16 protein-coding genes and 1 pseudogene are annotated in these 16,723 nt (G+C 53.2%); 9 read left to right on the top strand and 8 right to left on the bottom strand.

Translation table 11 applies throughout. The features are described 5' to 3' along the window. Together DK872_RS27625 and DK872_RS27620 are read left to right on the top strand one after the other, a co-directional pair. Window positions 1–752 (top strand): iron-containing alcohol dehydrogenase (locus DK872_RS27625; RefSeq protein WP_237656225.1); only part of this gene is annotated, 752 nt, incomplete at its 5' end. A 3-nt stretch (window positions 753–755) separates the two neighbouring features. Then, window positions 756–904, top strand: a pseudogene (locus DK872_RS27620) (IS3 family transposase); the annotation flags it as partial. 205 nt (window positions 905–1,109) lie between these two features. Here the strand turns inward: DK872_RS27620 and DK872_RS20065 are convergent. Next, on the bottom strand, window positions 1,110–1,484 hold the full coding sequence (locus DK872_RS20065; protein ID WP_072438800.1) for a DUF4440 domain-containing protein: 375 nt from the start codon (window positions 1,482–1,484) through the stop codon (window positions 1,110–1,112). Between the two features lie 188 nt (window positions 1,485–1,672). On the opposite strand from DK872_RS20065, the gene DK872_RS20060 reads away from it, so the two are divergent. Both DK872_RS20060 and DK872_RS20055 read left to right on the top strand, forming a co-directional pair. Beyond that, on the top strand, window positions 1,673–2,647 hold the full coding sequence (locus tag DK872_RS20060; RefSeq protein WP_035885727.1) for a hypothetical protein: 975 nt from the start codon (window positions 1,673–1,675) through the stop codon (window positions 2,645–2,647). After that, the gene (locus DK872_RS20055; RefSeq protein ID WP_007375032.1) at window positions 2,648–3,253 is read left to right on the top strand and encodes a hypothetical protein; all 606 of its coding nucleotides are present in this window, start codon (window positions 2,648–2,650) and stop codon (window positions 3,251–3,253) included. It abuts the gene before it with no gap. Window positions 3,254–3,328: 75 nt separating this feature from the next. Here DK872_RS20055 and DK872_RS20050 read toward each other — a convergent pair whose 3' ends face one another. Further along, window positions 3,329–4,444 (bottom strand): endonuclease/exonuclease/phosphatase family protein, encoded by a 1,116-nt coding sequence (locus DK872_RS20050; protein ID WP_079518405.1) that lies wholly within the window; start codon window positions 4,442–4,444, stop codon window positions 3,329–3,331. 133 nt (window positions 4,445–4,577) lie between these two features. Here DK872_RS20050 and DK872_RS20045 point away from each other — a divergent pair, with 133 nt between their 5' ends. After that, window positions 4,578–6,353 carry an EAL domain-containing protein gene (locus DK872_RS20045; RefSeq protein WP_079517930.1) on the top strand — a complete coding sequence of 592 codons (1,776 nt, stop codon included), beginning with the start codon at window positions 4,578–4,580 and terminating at the stop codon, window positions 6,351–6,353. A gap of 3 nt (window positions 6,354–6,356) precedes the next feature. On the opposite strand, the gene DK872_RS20040 is transcribed toward DK872_RS20045, so the two are convergent. Then, on the bottom strand, window positions 6,357–8,264 hold the full coding sequence (locus tag DK872_RS20040; protein ID WP_071920787.1) for a sigma-54-dependent Fis family transcriptional regulator: 1,908 nt from the start codon (window positions 8,262–8,264) through the stop codon (window positions 6,357–6,359). Between the two features lie 233 nt (window positions 8,265–8,497). On the opposite strand from DK872_RS20040, the gene DK872_RS20035 reads away from it, so the two are divergent. The 3 genes from DK872_RS20035 to DK872_RS20025 are packed head-to-tail and all read left to right on the top strand — an operon-like array spanning window position 8,498 to window position 11,987. After that, the gene (locus DK872_RS20035) at window positions 8,498–9,694 is read left to right on the top strand and encodes a CaiB/BaiF CoA-transferase family protein (protein WP_007375036.1); all 1,197 of its coding nucleotides are present in this window, start codon (window positions 8,498–8,500) and stop codon (window positions 9,692–9,694) included. A gap of 10 nt (window positions 9,695–9,704) precedes the next feature. Then, window positions 9,705–10,622, top strand: coding sequence for a hydroxymethylglutaryl-CoA lyase (locus DK872_RS20030; protein ID WP_161518754.1), 918 nt, complete (start codon window positions 9,705–9,707; stop codon window positions 10,620–10,622). 18 nt (window positions 10,623–10,640) lie between these two features. Beyond that, window positions 10,641–11,987, top strand: coding sequence for an MFS transporter (locus DK872_RS20025; RefSeq protein ID WP_149288806.1), 1,347 nt, complete (start codon window positions 10,641–10,643; stop codon window positions 11,985–11,987). Between the two features lie 25 nt (window positions 11,988–12,012). Here DK872_RS20025 and DK872_RS20020 read toward each other — a convergent pair whose 3' ends face one another. Beyond that, window positions 12,013–12,924: a LysR family transcriptional regulator gene (locus DK872_RS20020; protein WP_144135508.1), complete on the bottom strand. Its 912-nt coding sequence runs from the start codon at window positions 12,922–12,924 to the stop codon at window positions 12,013–12,015. 131 nt (window positions 12,925–13,055) lie between these two features. On the opposite strand from DK872_RS20020, the gene DK872_RS20015 reads away from it, so the two are divergent. Beyond that, window positions 13,056–14,441, top strand: a complete 1,386-nt coding sequence (locus DK872_RS20015) for an MFS transporter (protein WP_161518781.1) — start codon at window positions 13,056–13,058, stop codon at window positions 14,439–14,441. On the opposite strand, the gene DK872_RS20010 is transcribed toward DK872_RS20015, so the two are convergent. The 4 genes from DK872_RS20010 to DK872_RS27365 form a co-directional block, all read right to left on the bottom strand. After that, complete coding sequence (locus DK872_RS20010; protein ID WP_161518753.1) at window positions 14,426–15,037, bottom strand: class I SAM-dependent methyltransferase; 612 nt, start codon at window positions 15,035–15,037, stop codon at window positions 14,426–14,428. The genes DK872_RS20015 and DK872_RS20010 overlap by 16 nt on opposite strands. Beyond that, on the bottom strand, window positions 15,034–15,576 hold the full coding sequence (locus DK872_RS20005; protein WP_197685253.1) for an NUDIX hydrolase: 543 nt from the start codon (window positions 15,574–15,576) through the stop codon (window positions 15,034–15,036). The genes DK872_RS20010 and DK872_RS20005 overlap by 4 nt, the downstream gene beginning before the upstream one ends. 2 nt (window positions 15,577–15,578) lie before the next feature. Then, window positions 15,579–16,061 carry a GNAT family N-acetyltransferase gene (locus DK872_RS20000; RefSeq protein ID WP_161518752.1) on the bottom strand — a complete coding sequence of 161 codons (483 nt, stop codon included), beginning with the start codon at window positions 16,059–16,061 and terminating at the stop codon, window positions 15,579–15,581. Window positions 16,062–16,234: 173 nt separating this feature from the next. Further along, window positions 16,235–16,402 (bottom strand): hypothetical protein, encoded by a 168-nt coding sequence (locus tag DK872_RS27365; RefSeq protein ID WP_167287353.1) that lies wholly within the window; start codon window positions 16,400–16,402, stop codon window positions 16,235–16,237. Window positions 16,403–16,723: the final 321 nt, after the last annotated feature.

Raw genomic sequence — 16,723 nt, 5'->3', positions numbered from 1 at the left:
CCATTGCCGCAACAGGCTCAGAAATGAATAATGTCGCAGTTGTTACTAAAGCAGAAACAAAAGATAAGCTGTTTTTTGCATCCCCGTACGTTATGCCACAGTTCTCGGTTCTGGAGCCTGAACTGACATTTACTTTACCCCCAAATCAGACGGCTAATGGTGTGGTTGATGCATTCGTGCATGTACTTGAGCAATATGTGACTTATCCGGTGAATGCCAAAGTACAGGATCGCCTGGCAGAAGGTCTGCTGAACACCCTGAAAGAAGAGGGCCCAAAAGTCCTGACAGATCCTGAGGATTATGATGCCAGGGCGAACATTATGTGGGCCGCAACGATGGCGCTGAATGGCCTGCTCAGTACGGGGACCCCCGCAGACTGGGCATCACATTTGATCGGACAGGAAATTACAGGTCTGTACGGCCTTGATCATGCCCGCACGCTGGCGGTAATGATCCCGGCTATCTGGAAATACGCGCTGGCTGACAAGAAACAGAAACTTGCCCAGTATGGTGAACGTGTCTGGGATATCCCGGCATCTGATATTGAAACGATGGCTCTTCAGGCTATCGACGCAACGGTCGCATTTTTCGAAACCATGGGGGTTAAAACCCGTTTATCTGATTATGGTCTGGGGGATGATATTATTCCGGCGGTAACCAATAAACTGAAAGAACACGGCCATGTTGCCCTGGGTGAACATGCGAATATTACGACAGAGAAAGTAGAGGAAATACTGAAACTGGCGTTGTAATAATTCTATACGTGGCACAAGAAATATGGCGGCATTTCGCCCTCTGAGCTGAAGCACATGCGCCAGCTGAAAGAGGGAAATCTGTGGCTAAAGAAACAGTGGGCCGATCTGAGCCCGAGAAGGCGATGTTGCAGGACGTGCTGGCAAAAAGAACTGACGCTGGCACGCCTGCGTGAATGGGGCCATTTGATGGAGTGTAGCCTGGGTTTATGAAGTTACTAACCCATACATGCTATTTAACATAATATACATTATGCGTACTAACATGTAATCAGGCAGAATCCAGCATTTCGCACCTGTGATTGTGTTGCTTGTTTTATCCTTGGTTTCCGGCTTTTCAGACCCGCCGTAGACCGCTCAATCCGCTTCAGGCGTTCCCTGATGAAAAATCATTTGCCAGCGGTCATCTTCATTTCTGACCCATAACGATGTGCGCAATGTGCGGTGCGTTTTCTCTCCCGACGGACTTTGCCTGAACGTCCGGTATGTCAGTAGCAGCGCTCCGCTTTCGATCTGCGTTAATGCGAATTCCTCCGACGCGATTTGCTGTTGGTCGGTTTCTGCCAATAATGAATCGATAACTTGCTGTCTGCCGTATCGTTTCCCCGAACGACCAATCTCGAAAAAATGTCTGTGTAGTAATTTCTCAATGGCAATCTGCTGGCTACGAATTTCTGCCTGATGAAGCTGCCGTTCGTATTGGACAATTAGCGACTGTAAATCCTCTGTCATAGTTCACCTTTTCCATTTCCACCGATAAATGCCGAACTGCGCGTTTTCGCCCCGGCACCCGATCTGTAAGCTTCATCCATTTATCGGCTGTATATAATTCATTCAGATTATTCTTAATTGTTTACCGCGTTATGCCATTTATTCTTAACATCTCAAATACATAAGAACATTAACGATGGAGCGACTCGATGACCTTCCCCGGCCAACTCTCTGGTAACAACCTTCCCGATTACGGTCTTGCACGCAGCCTGGGCCTGGCCCCCGGTGATGACTTTGACTTTACGTCACTGGGCAATCAACTCGACTGTACCCGCAGTTTTCACCAGGTCGGCATCATTTATTCGGATGGGCCGCGTCAATGGCTGGTGCGTCCTTCGCGGCGGATCGCCACGCCGAATCAAAGTACTGTTAGCCATGTTATTGTTACAAAAGTAAATTCTCAATCCACCTACAGCGCAGCTCAAGCCATCAATACGACGATTCAGGCACCTTCACTGGCGAATGAAATTACGTCGACGGCCATTTCTTGCGGAGCCGCAGTCGTCACCGGCGTTCTCGCGCTGGGCGCTGGCGCAGCCGTACCGCTGACTGCCGGGGCTTCAGGCGTGGTGGCGGCGATCATTACTGCCGGAACGGTAGCCACCGTGGCGCAATGCGCTATCGGGCTGGGGCGCATCTCACTGATCGCCACCAATAATGACGACGTGGTAACCTGGCTTGACAGCGAATCGTGGTATGTCACGACCAGCACCGCGCTGGATATTCTCTCACTGGCTGGCGCCGGGGCCGGATTAAAAAGTACCCTGGAAACCTACAAGCTGATGAAAGGCGCAACGTCTTCCAGCGTAACAAACTGGCTGAAGAATTTAAGCCGCGCCGAACGTAAACGCATTACCGAGGAAATTATTCGCGCGCAAAACCCGGGAATATCCAACACCGGCGTAAAAGCAGCGATGAAAGCAGGATTTTACCCGAAACGTTATCCTTCAGAAGCATTACAAACTGCGTTGCAGCGTGAGCTGACGGCGGCACTGGTTAATACCTCAGCCTTTGCCGGTAGCGCGTTAACCGGAACGATCCGCAACCCTGGCAATATGAAAACCTCTGGGCAGTACATTATTGGTCTGATACAGTCATTTTCCTTTACAGGAAGTAATTGGTAGATGATGAAATATATAAAAAGAAGCCTTACGTTAAGTGCTGTGGTAGCAGAGAAAATAAAAACGAACGATCCGGAACGGCTGGAAAAATTAAAGGATCGTTTAAAGGATCGGCTGGGGATTCCTGCGGGCTGGCATATGATGGGCCTGCCGTTGATTGCCAGCATGATCCTCGCGGTGTTTAGCTTCGCCCTTCCCCAACCCTTTATCTGGCTGGCGATTTTTAGCTGGCTGTCGTTGCCGCATTATGCCGTAATGGCCGCAGTGATCCCTGTATCACTGCTCTATAGCGCCATCATTATTATCGCTATGGTATTAATTTCTCGGGGTTTTTTATCGGCGATGAAGGTTTATCTGTGCACGCTTTTTGTGACGTCGCTGGTCGCCATGATATTCTTTCTGACAGCCTTTGTTCCGGCATTGTTTGGCGCTGAACGTCAACTGTGGTTTGTTATCAGCTCATTGTTGGGGCTAATTTTCATTGGTTGTAGCGTTAAATGTCTTAATAGCGCCATGTTTTGCCGCACCAATGCGTTATATTTGCACAACCGGGTCTGGCGCAAGCAATTGAATATTCAGCGTCAGAACATATCCCTTTCAAAACGATAAAATAAAGCCGCTGCGATTATTATTCCGCAGCGGCAATACCGGATTCAAAATATCCGCTTCGACGCCTCTTGCGCCTTACAGATCCAGTTCAACCCACACAGCGGCATGATCCGAACCGGCATTGACCGATTTTTTCAGTTCGGCGTAAGTTTCCCACTTCGCCGGACGTACGCCGGGCCACATCCCTTTACGGTATACGCCGCCCTGCTTTACTGTTTCCCATAACGCCGGCGACAACAGGATATAGTCGATTTTGTTATTGGCGGTACAGCTTCCCCAGGTACCCGGATAGCCGCCATTATCAAATTTTGCGTGGGTGAAAATATCGCGTAGATCGGTATCTTTCAGCAGTGGCGCAAGCGGCTGGCTGTCGGGCGTATCGTTAAAATCCCCGACAATGGCAATCAGCGTTTCTCCCGCTTTGATGCGTTGCTGGTAAATTGCTTTCACCCGTTCGGCCTGTTCACGGCGGCGGGCGTCCGAGCTGCTTTGCGATCCAAAGCCTTTACTTTTCAGGTGATTCACTAACACATGCAACGTTCTGCCATCCTTTAACGGGATAGCAAACTCCGGGCAATCACGGGAGAAAATCAGCGCGCCATCGGCATCTTTATCATCAACATGGCTACGGATGGTCGCAATCGGGAATGCGCTGACGGTCATCAAACCGACATCGATCCCGCGTTCGTCGTTACCATCAATCACCATCACATGCTCAAACGGCTTGCCATTACGGGCAGGAATGATTTCGCGGTTAAACGCCAGCAACGCGGGTCGGCTTTCCGCTTCGACGACAGCCAGAATATCGGCCTGCAGATCAATCATCACCTGCGCGGTCAACAGCATGGCCGTTTCATCCACCGGCGCGGCGCGCAGCTCCAGCGATCCAACCCAGTCGGCCCGCCCTTCGGCGATAATACGGATCTCCGAGCCATCTGTCGGCCGCGTCAGCAGTTTGCCACGGTTACGGCGCAGGATCACAAACGGTCCAGTATCAGACTTTTTCAGCCCCAGCTCGTTAAGCAAAACCACCATTTTTTGTTTCATTTCGGCGGTATAGGTTAATTCGCCGAGTAACGCATTCAGGGCGGCAAACTTTTCCAGAATCGGTTTGCCTTCGTCCCAGTCGGCCAGATTCATGGCCTTCGCGCGATCGAATAAGTTTTCCACATTGTAAGACGCCAGCCGCATCATATACCCTCCCCTTGAGTTCAGCCGCTTCTGTTGCGCCAGAACGCTGTCGCACAGGCAGTTTCCGGTTATGATTGTAGTCGTCGGCTGTGTCTTCAGCATGACAGAAACAGCCAGCCACCGGGAGAGCAGAATGTTCAGCGGACTCAACAAAAAAGAAGCCAGACGGCTTGCAGCGCTGGAGTTGTTGAAGCACGAAGATAAAGAACGTGACAGCGCACTGGGGGAATTTGCGGCATTTGCCAGCCAGCTTATGGGCGTCGAAGGCTGTTTTGTCACGGTAATTGATGATGTGTTCCAGTACGTCAAATATGCTGCCAATCTCCCGGAAGTTGCGGGAATCACGCCGCTTGAGGAGACAATGTGTAAACACGTCTTCGCGCAGTCTGCGCCGGTGATTTGCAGCGACACGCGAAACGATCCCCGGTTTGCCCACCATCCGCTGGTGAAAGATGGTGCGGTGATTTTTTATGCCGCCGCTCCGCTCAGAGATAAAGAGGGCGACATGCTCGGCACGCTCTGCGTCAGCAACCGAACGCCGCTTACCCCTTCGACACAACAGATTGCGGATTTCCTGAGCATTGCCGCGCTGGCTTCTTCCTGGCTTGAATGCTGGAACTCGGTCGGCCAGATTGATGCTTTAACCGCTCTGCCGAACCGGCAAAACTTGCTCAGGGCGATCGAACGCATTGCGGCGGATGAACCGTCCGGTGAGTACACGCTGATCATTTTCGACTGCATTGATATGCCGAGAGCGTATGAATTGTCGCGCTATCTTGGGTTGAGCGCCGTCGAAAATATGCTGAAAAGCTTCGCGACTTTATTACAAGTGCGGCTCGGTTTGCGCGATCAATCGCCTCTCTATGCTTTTGCCACCGGTCGTTATGCCCTGTTAGTGAAAACCGATGAATCAGAAGCCGTTTTGCGTAAAGCGGCAAATCTGCCGCCCACCAGCGCGAAAATTACTGGTGATATTGAGATTTCGTTGAACATTCACGCCGGGTTTATTCATTTTGTGGCGGGCCAGACGGCGGTCAGAGAAATCTTTCGCCAGGCGATCAGCGCCCTGCACGAAGCGATACGACAAAATATCCCCCTGCTTGCCTTCGATTCCGCCATGGATCAAAAGCGCAATCGCGATTTCAAAATCCTCTACGATCTGGGCGAAGCCATCAAAACAGATAACCAGCTTTATCTGGTGTATCAGCCGAAAATCAACCTGCATAGCGGGCGTACCGAAGGGGTTGAAGCCCTGCTCCGCTGGAAGCATCCGCAGTTGGGGAATATTCCGCCGACGGTGATTATCTCGCTGGCGGAGCGTACCAGCCTGATGTCCGATATCACCCAATGGGTGGTGACCACTGCCATCAAACAACTGGTGGCGTGGCGCAAAAACCACATCACCATCCCGATTTCGGTTAATTTAGCCGCCAGCGATTTGTCCAACGCCGGGTTTGCAAATGCGCTGGAAGAGAAAGTTCTTCAGGCCGGGCTGACCACTGCCGATTTGCGGGTTGAATGTCTGGAGACGGAGAAAGTGCTGGAAAACTCCATCGCCCTCGAAGAGCTGGATATGTTAAAAATGCGCGGCTTTAAAATCCTGCTCGACGACTTTGGCGCGGGCTACAGCAATATCAGTTATTTGCGTACTATTCCTATCGATATCATTAAGTTAGATCGTTCGCTTATTTGTAAAGTCACCAGTGATCGGGGCAGCCAAATTATCGCCCGCAACATTATCCAGATGCTGAAAGAGCTGGACTACATTGTGCTGGCGGAAGGCATTGAGGATGCAGAAACCGCGCAACTGCTTAAAGGTTTCGGCTGCGATGAAGCACAGGGATACTTCTTCTCAAAGCCCCTGCTTCCTGAACAGATCCCGGCTTGGCTGGCGCAAAACGATGGTTAAGCGTCAATCTTCCTGTAATTTGCGCCACAGGCTCATTTTACTGATCCCAAGGTGCCGGGCCACTTTCTGCTGATCCTGATTGTAACGTCGCAGATAAAGGGTAATAACCTGCCGCTCAATGTCGCGAACCAGCGCCTTGAGCGATCCTTTGTTCAGATCCACGGTCACAGCATCATTAATCGCTGCGGGTTTGTTACTGCCCGCCAGCGAAAAACCGGTCAGTGTCAGCAATTCATACAACGAATAGGTCGGAAATTCCCCTGACAACAACGCCAGACGCTCAAGGATAAAACGCAGTTCGCGGACATTGCCCGGCCAGTGCCAGCCGGTGAACAGATCGAGAAATTGCTCCAGCAGATGTTCTGCCTGCCACTCACAAAGAAACATCCCGGCCAGATAACGAATATCTTCCGGACGTTCCCGCAGCGGCGGAACCGCCAGCGGCAGCACATTCAGTCGGTAGTAGAGATCGCGGCGAAACCCGCCTTCCTCGCTCATCTTCTCCAGCGAACGATTGGTCGCGCCAATAATTCTGACATCGACCGGGATCACGTCTTTGCCGCCGATATGCATGATTTCATACTCCTGGAGCACCCGTAATAAGCGGCTCTGGATGGTCATTGGCAGCTCGCCAATTTCATCGAGAAACAGCGTTCCCTGATGCGCCAGCTCGATAAGCCCCGACTTTCCTTCCCGCCTGGCACCGGTAAACGCACCGCCTTCATAACCAAAAAGCTCACTCTCAAGCAGGCTTTCCGGGATCGCCGCGCAGTTGATGGCGACAAACGGACCGCGACTGCGCAGACTGTGGTTATGTATGCTCTGGGCAAACAGCTCTTTGCCGGTGCCGGACTCCCCGTAAATCATCACCGGGGAATCGGTGCGGGCATAAATTTGCGCCAGCTTTTTGATCGCCTGCATTTCACCGTTGGCGGTGAAGATATGATCGAAGGTATAGCGGGCATTGAACCCTTTTTTCTTAAGCTTGCCGCGCAGGATACGCTCCACCTTCTCTATCTGCGGCGTATCCGTAAAAGAGCAAACCACGCCAATGCAGCGTTTGCCCATAAATATCGGCACCCGGCTGGTGATAATGGAGGTGCTATCCAGCTCCTGCAATTCGCGGATCTCCGGCGCTGCGGTCAGCAGCACCTGGTTTATCCGTGTGTTTTTAATAATTGAATCAACAGGTTTACCTATTACCTGTGTTCCGCTCAAGCCGAAAATCTTTTCTGCGCTGCGGTTAAACACCTGAATTTCATTATTTTCATTGGTGACAATGATGCCTTCCGTAATGGACGACAAAATGATCTCCAGCCTGGCGGTATCCTGCGCTTTGCGTTTCGTTGTTTCCACTATCGCCAGTGCTTCACGCAGCGCGCTGTTCACCGATTCGACACCATTTTCGATCAGGATGCCCTGCATCGCATATTGCCTTGCACTATCGGTGACCGGAAAACCGCCGGTCACCGTGGCATAGCGGCGGCGCCGACACTGCTCCAGTTTTTCGGTCATATCGGCGTGCGATAAAAAAACAAATTCATCGATGGTGATATTCAGCGCCTGCGCAATAAGTAATACATCCGTTAAGTAGGTCTGGTAATTAAAAAAGGCAATATGCTGCGGATAATTTTTCAGCGGAATGAGCGATTTCAGTAAATCGGCAGTCGATGTCAGTATTTTAACCACCGGAATCTGCGTTGATTTTTCGATATATTCCGCTGTCCCTCCCCGGCTCAGAATAACATCGTAATACTCTGTATCAAGATTTCTGGCGATGCTGGCCGCTTTCTCGAGGCTGCCATGATAAACGTGGCAGTTAAAAATACCCGTACATTGTTCAGCGACTATTTCGCCCAGTTGCGGGTAAGGTGTAATTAATGCAAGGTTTGGCAGAGGATTCTTGTTCATGGTGATAATTTTCAATGTTGTCGTTTTATTAAATCAATATCACAGTTGATATTTCTAACACAATTGATATTGAGTCTGGCGTAGTGTTTTTTATTTTCATCAATTAAAAGCATTAAAATTCATGATGTTAAGTCATTTCTTTCCTTTTTTTTTTGGCATGGCGATTGGATTAATAACACCCGTGTGAAGTATATGCTTCCACAAATTATATTTTTATCTTACAAGGAAAAGGAATGAATAATAAGTCTGGTGTATTAAGTGGCGTCCGCGTTCTCGATCTTACTCGCGTTCTTGCCGGTCCTTACTGTGGAATGATGTTAGCTGATTTTGGCGCTGACGTGATTAAAATTGAATTACCGGGTAAAGGCGATGATGCCCGCGCAAACGCGCCGCAAATAAATGGCGAAAGCGCCTACTTTATGAATCTTAATCGCAATAAACGCGGTATTACGTTGAATCTGAAGTCTGAACAAGGGCGCGCTATTTTTCTTGAGATGGTGCGCAACAGCGATATTGTGCTGGAAAATTACCGTCCGGGTGTGATGGAAAAACTCGGCCTCGGTTATGAAGATCTGCGCAAGGTGAATCCAGCCATTATTTATGGCGCGGTGTCGGGTTTCGGCCACACCGGGCCGTACGCTAAACGCGCGGGATACGACATTATCGGCCAGGCGATGAGCGGGCTAATGAGCACCACGGGCTGGGCCGATACCCCACCTACCCGCACCGGCACAGCGATTGCCGATGTGGTGGGCGGTATGAGCTGCGCCATCGGTGTCCTTGCCGCCTACGCCAACCGCCTGAAAACCGGGGTCGGCGACAAAGTGGATATCGCGCTAGTTGATGCGATGGTCTCGTCGCTGGAGATCATCAATATTATCTATCTGAACACCGGACGCATTCCGACGCGCATCGGTAACCGTTATGAGGCGATTTATCCCTACGATTCATTTCAGGCGCAGGACGGTTACGTCATTATCGCCTGTGGCAACGACAAGTTGTTTGGACTGCTGAAACAGACGCTGAAAATCAGTGAACTGGAGGATGCCAGATTCAGCACCAATATCGCGCGCGTCACCCACCATGCAGAACTGAAAGCCATCCTTGAGCGCTGGACCGGCGAACACCCGATTGACCAGATCGTTGAATTGCTGCTGGCGGCAGGGATTCCCGCGGCCCCTATCAACACCATCGACCGCGTCACCAAAGATCCACATATTGCCGTGGCGCGTGAAATGTTTGTCGATATTGAACATCCGGTGGCCGGTAAAATTACCATGACCGGTAATCAGGTTAAATTCTCCAACAACAAAACTTCCATCAGAATGCCCGCGCCAACGCTGGGCCAGCACAACCACGAAATATTAAAAGAACTGCTCAATTATTCCGATGCGGAAATAGAGCAGCTTATCAACGATGGTATTCTGTAAGGCCAACACCATGGGAAAATTTATTCAACTTACCGAAGTCGGACCGCGAGATGGCTTCCAGAATATTAAGCAGCCGATTCCGACAGAATTGAAAATTCGTATTATCGATAAACTGATCGCCGCCGGTGCGAAAAACATCGAAATAACCTCGATGGTCAGCCCGAAAGCGATCCCGCAAATGTCGGATGCCAAACAGGTCATTGCGCATGTGCTTGAAAAGCACCCGACGATAACGCCATGGGTGCTGGTGCCAAATAGCCGGGGAGCGCAATTAGCGGTGGAGAGTCAGATCTCGCGGGTGAATTATGTTATCTCCGTCAGTCCGGCGCATAACCAGGCCAATATTAACCGTACGCATCCGCAGTCGCTGGATGAGCTGGCGGCCATTCGCCAGGCGCATCCGGATCTGGAGATTTCGCTGTCGCTGGCCACCGCGTTTGGCTGCCCTTTTATCGGTGCCACCTGCACCGATACGCTGCTGGAGATGTTCCGTTTCGCCGCGGATCTTGGCATTCACCACATTACGCTGTGCGACACCATCGGCGTGGCGAATCCCCGCCAGACTGCAGATCTCCTGCAACGCATCAGCGCCCGGTTCCCACATCTCGATATCGGCCTGCATATGCATAACACGCACGGTATGGCGCTGGCCAACATGATGGCTGGCCTGCAAAACGGCGTGACGCGTTTTGAAACGGCGGTTGGTGGTCTTGGCGGTTGCCCCTTCGCACCGGGCGCCGCCGGAAATGCCGCAACGGAAGATGCGGTAAATATGTTTTCCCGCATGGGGTTCGATTGCGGAATATCACTCGATGCGCTGCTGGAGGTCTCTGCATTAATTCGTGAGTCCATTGAACCTGCGTTATTAAGCAGTTTATCGCGTGCCCGAACTTACCGCGAATTTGCTTTTTACGATCCGCAATGTTGAATCTCCCGGGAATGAAATATGAAAAATAATATGGATAAACCCACCATGACGCATTACCGGTGGTGGGTAATGAGCTTTATCTTTGTTATCTACACCGTGGCAAATGCCGACAGGGCAAATATTGGTTTTGCCCTGCCCTTTATTCAGGAGGAATTTAATATCTCCAATACCCTGGCCGGTTTATTAATCAGCCTGTTCTTTGCCGGATATGCGCTGTTTCAAATCCCGGCCGGGTATGTCATTAAAAAATATGGTATGCGCAATGCATTTGCGCTCGGCATGTTTCTGACCTCCATTTTCACCGCCTTAATGGGCGTGGTGAATAATGTGCTGGTGCTGAAATTGCTGCGTTTCTTTGTTGGCGTCAGCGAAGCGCCGGTGGTGATTGGCTCGACGGCGACCATTAATCAGTGGTTTCCGGCGAAAGAAAAAGGCACCGCCACCGGCCTGTTTCTTGCTGGTTCAAAGTTCGGTCCGCTGATTGTTCCCGCCCTCTGTGCGTGGATCATCATGACGTGGGGCTGGCGTTATATCTTCGTCTTTTTCGCTATTCCCGGGGTTTTGTTGTCCATCTTTTGGTATTTCATGGTGCGTAACAAACCGGAAGAGAGCCGCTTTGTGAACAAACAGGAGGCGGCATACATTCGCGACGAGTTACCGGGTAATACGCCGCAACACGGAGAGGCGCCGCAGAAGGCCTGCTTCCGCTACTGCTGGCTGGACACCCTGATCCGCACCCGCCAGGTGGAGGAGCTCACCACCTCGAAGCAGGTGTTCAGGTGCTGGGATATTTATGGCGTGGCATTAGGCTACTTCTCGATGGTCGGCATTGTCAGCGTGCTGATGTCGTGGCTGCCGAAGTATTTGATCACCGAGCGCGGCTTCGATCTCACCAGCTCCGCCGCGCTGGCGGCCGCGCCTTTCCTCGGCACCGTGCTGGGCAATTTTCTCGGCGGCGTGCTTTCAGATCGGGTGCTGAATAAAAGACGTAAGCCGCTGATGTTGCTGAGCGCAGGTGCGACGATTTTCACCATGTATTCTCTGGTGTTTGCCCCTGAAAGCAAAGCGATTCTTTCTCTGATGCTGTTTATGCTCGGGTTGATGCTTTCTCTCGGTTATTCCGCCTATTCGGTGTATGCCATGGGCCGCGTCAGTAAAGAGATCTATCCCGTGGCCTACAGTGTGATCAATATGGGTGGACAACTCGGCGGCATGTGCATGCCGCTGATTGTCGGGGTCATCCTTGATCGCTGGAACTGGGATGCGGTGTTTATGACCATGACCGGCTTCTGCGTGGTGTGTTTTATGCTTGTTGCCACGGTCATTGAACCGTTATCGAAAGAGGTCACGGTGGTGCGTCGTTAAACGTCAGGGGGCGAAAGCCCCCTTTTCAGCCTGGCCGCAACGTGCGGCAAACGTTCAGCACAAACTGCCGTAGCCAGCGGTGCGCCGGGTCAACTTCCGAACGCGGATGCCAGAGCTGTGAAACGGTGATGCCGCGGGTTTTGACCGGCAGTTCAAATACGCAGAGCCCCTCGCTTGTCGCCTTATTCATCAGGAACGAGGCCGGAACCAGCGCAATCAAATCAGTGGCGCGCGCCACCGCCAGCGCAGCCGGAAAGCCCGGCACTACGGCGGCGATGTTGCGATTCAGCCCGGCATCGGCCAGCGCTTCATCCACCGGTCCGCTCAGTAGCCCGCGCCGTGAGGCGACAACATGCGCAAACGAGACATACTGTTCAACGCTCACTGCCTGCTGTTGCGCCAGCGGATGGCCGCTTCTGACGACGCCGACAAAACGATCGCGAAACAGCGCCTGTACGCGAATTTCCGGCCCCATTTCCCCCAGCACGCCAATCTCCAGATCGACCCGCCCCTCGCGCAGCGGTTTATCGCTTTTCTCCGCTTTCGGCGTAAAGCGCAGCGTTACGCCAGGCGCAATGGCAGCTGCTTGTGCAATCAGCGACGGGCCAAAGGCTTCAACAAAACCGTCGTTAGCACGCAGCGTAAACATCTGTCGCAGGCTGGCAATGTCCAGTACCGGCGTTGCCGGGCGCAATACCGCCCGCGCTTCGAAAACGGCGTTTTGCGTGCGTTCGCGAATGGCTTCGGCATAAGGCGTCAGCACCATCGTCCGCCCTGCCCGCACCAGCAGCGGATCGCCGGTGGTTTCCCGCAGGCGGCTCAGCGTGCGGCTCATCGCCGATGCGCTCAGCCCCAGCCTTCGGGCGGCAGCGGCAACGCTTCTTTCGGCCAGCAGAATATCCAGCGCAAACAGCAGATTCAGGTCCGGTTGTGTCATAGCAGGCTGTTTCTCATAGTGATTAATAAGATATGGCGTTTGCTGCACTGTATCAATGCAACTGCTGCGTCTTCCGCCATGTATCCCGCGAAAGTAGAGTCAATGCAAGCACAACTTATCCTGAGGTAATGATGGAATTGTTTACAGACCTGCCTGGCGACGAAGGGTTAGCGGGGCGTCAGCGCGCGCTGGCGCTGATTGCGCTGATGACCAGCACCACGATGGCCGTTTTTGATGGCGCGATGGTAAATATTGCCCTGCCGCAAATCGCCCGTGCGCTGCATGTCTCCGCGGGGGACGCCGTTTGGGTGGCGAATGGTTATCTGCTTTCTGCCGCCATGACGCTGGCTATTTTTGCTGCGCTTGCCGCCCGCATGGGGTTCCGCCCGCTGTTTGCCTGCGGGTTATTGCTCTTTACGCTGGCATCGCTGGGGTGCGCGTTATCCTCATCACTGTCGGTGCTGGTGACCATGCGCGTACTGCAAGGGATTGGCGGCGCGGCCACGCTCAGTATTGCACCAGCGATCCTGCGCTCAATTTTCCCCACGCGTCTGCTGGGACGCATTCTTGGCATCAACGCCCTGCTGATCGCCACCAGTACGGCGATTGCGCCGGTCATTGGCGGCGCTCTGCTGAGCGCACTGGGATGGCAATGGCTGTTTGCCATCAATATTCCGCTGGGCGCTATCGCACTGGCATTTGCCCTGCGCGTCATTCCGGGAAAAAGCGCCAGCGTCAGCGGGCCGTTTGATGTGCAGGGCGCGCTGTTCTCGGCGCTGATGCTGGGGGCGGCCATCATGGCGTCGACAGACATATCCTGCACAGGCGCGGCCTGGGCTGCGATCGCGGTGGCGAGCGGGCTGGCGTTTGTGCGCCGTCAACAGCGGGCGCCGCAACCGTTGCTGCCGCTGGGGCTTTTTGCCTCGTCCCGTTTCTCTCTTGCTGCGCTCACCTCGCTGGCCTCGTTTATCAGCCAGGGCGTGACTTTTGTCGCGCTGCCATTTCTCTTTCAGAATGTTTATGGCTACAGCGCCTTTACCTCGGCTTTGCTGTTTACCGCCTGGCCGGTCGGCATCATTCTGGTGGCGCCGCATGCCGGGCGGCTGGCAGATCGCTATGCGCCCGCAAAGATTGCCACTGCCGGGTTACTGCTGTTCGCCGTTGGGTTGCTGCTGCTGGTGCTGCTGCCGCAAAATGCGGCGGCGTGGGATATCAGCCTGCGCGGACTGATCTGCGGAATGGGTTTCGGCTGTTTTCAAAGCCCGAACAACCGGGAGATGCTCGCCAGCGCCTCACGCGAGCACAGCGGCTATGCCTCTGGCGTGTTAGCCATTGTGCGCACCTTTGGACAGTGCCTTGGCGCGGGGCTGGTGGGCGTGATGCTGGCACTCTGCACGCCAACGCAGGAAGCGCTGGCGATACGGCTGGGATTGTGGCTGGCGATGATAGCGACGCTGCTGGCAATCGCCTTCAGTCTGAGCCGCCTGCGTCGCTTGCCGAATCAGGCCGTACGCTGAGCCAGCCAGACCGTGTGGCCGGCACAGTCGGGATCTTCCGCCCGCATCTCCAGCACGCGAAAGCCGATTGCCGCCAGGTGTTGCCGGTACTCTTCAGGCGCGAGGCTGGCGTGAAACAGCGGTTCGCCCTCAAATTGCCCGATGGCGATACCGTCCTCCGGCCCACTGGTAAACATCAGTACACTGCCGGGATGGCTGTGGCGGGCAAAGCGGGCAAACATGCTGCGCTGATCGTCCTGGGTCAGATGGAAAAAGCTGTCCCAGGCGATCAGGCCGTCGAAGGTTTCCCCCAGCGTAAGCTGGCGCATATCCTGGTGAACCCAGCGCGCAGACGGAAAAGTCTGCCGGGCCCTTTCCAGCATTGCCTGCGCGCCGTCCACGCCGGTGAGATGAAAGCCCTGAGCGATAAACCATGCGGCGATCGGTTGACCATTGCCGCAGCCTATATCCAGAATCCGCCCATTCTCCGGTAAGCGCGCGGCGAATTTCTCCAGCCAGCTTTTTTCAAACAGCGCTTGCGAACGTTGCTGCGCGAACGCAGCGGCGTGACGTTGATAGAGGGAAAGAATGGCACTGGCGGCCTCAGAGCGACTCATACCAGCATTCCTTTCAGCTTCGCCAGCAGATACGCAGTCACCGACGTGGCGTCGCTGATTACACCTTCTGCGATCAGCGCTTCAAACTCACGCAGCGTTATTTTACGCGCTGTCAGGCCGACTTCTTCCGGTTCCAGCGAGGTCTGATGCTGGGTCAGATCTTCTGCAAGAAAGATATGATAGCCCTGACTGGAGTAGCCCTGTGCCAGTTTCTGATAGCCGACATGGCGCATACGTCCGGCAATCAGCCCGGTCTCTTCCTGAAGTTCCCCGGCGGCAACGCGCAACGGATCTTCCTCAGGCGCGCATTCCCACGATCCCTGCGGCAGTTCGAGGGTGCGTTTGCCAATCGGGTAACGGTACTGCTCAACGATGTACAGCGCATCGTCCTCGCGGGCAATGATCACCACGAAGTCGGGTTTCTCCACCACGGAATAGATCCCTTCATTGCCGTCGGCACGCAGAATACGGTCTTCGCGCAGGCGCATCCATTTATTGCGATAAACTTCGGTGCTGGCGAGGGTTTTGATGTCGGACATCATTATTCTCCTGGGATGAGTTCGCATTCCATATCAAAGCAGCGCAGATCGGCTCGCGCCATTTTTGAGTGACACCGGCTTTCCTGTATAACGCGAAACCCTTGTTGTTGATAGAAACGGCAGGCATTCGGCGTTGATGCCAGCGTCAGGCGGGTAAAACCGCGGCGTCGAGCTTCCTGCTTCAGCGCAGTGATGATGGCCGAAGCCAGGCCTCTGCCGCTCCACTGCGGCAGGGTGAAAATGGCTTCCACACTGCCAGTACGCAGATCGAGATACCCGCTGGCAACGGGGATATTCTCCGGCGTGACGGCAACATAGAACGGGTTCTCTTCGATCACCACACGGTAATTGTCCGGCATGGCTTGCGGTGTCCAGGCCTCGATCACTTCCGGTGAATAGACCGCTTTACACCCCTGCTGGATCGCTGCGTTGCGAATGTGCCACAACGTTTCGGCTTCTTCAGGCACCGCCAGTCTGATCGTCATACGCGCTCCTTTGCTGAAAATGATATTTACCATATCAATACCAGCCGCGCTGTGTTCGCTTTTTTCGCCCGAAAATTCGCCGGAAGGATTCTGCCAGAGAATGCAGCACCCCATAAAAAAGGAGATGGCGCCTGGATTACCGCCATCTCCTTCGGGGTTACGGCTGGCGGCAATCAGGGAATGAGATCACAGTTGCAGGCAGCGCCGCCTTCACCGGCCAGGCAAAGGATATGACACACCTCGTTCCAGTCCGGTTCGCTGCTCCTTTCCGGGGGCGCTGCCGCGATATTCATCGATAATCCAAATAACAGCATTGAGAGTAATGCGTTGAATTTTTTCATAATACATCTCCTTTTGTATTACGGGTTTCATGGTGCCCTTTGAAACCTAACATGCAACCGCAGCCAGAAAACATTATGGCTATCCGATTCGCTGTGTTTTGCGCTGTACTGGCGTAAAGGGTGCCGGCGTAAGATTAATCTTATTTTTTGCGTTGAGATGGTAAAGCAGGAGATAATTGCGTTGGTTGACAGTAACGCTACTTTTGCAACATTTGATTAAACGATGTGCAACATTCAATGCCTTAGCGCAAATTTCATTCGAAAGTTTCGCTGAGAAATGATGTCGTCAACCGGAGTGAAAAATCGCTGTTTACCTGAATA

This window comes from Kosakonia sp. MH5, assembly GCF_009935945.1.
Classification (GTDB): Bacteria; Pseudomonadota; Gammaproteobacteria; order Enterobacterales; family Enterobacteriaceae; genus Kosakonia; species Kosakonia radicincitans.
The sequence above is the reverse complement of the archived record's forward strand: the minus strand, read 5'-3'. Positions and strand labels throughout refer to the sequence as shown.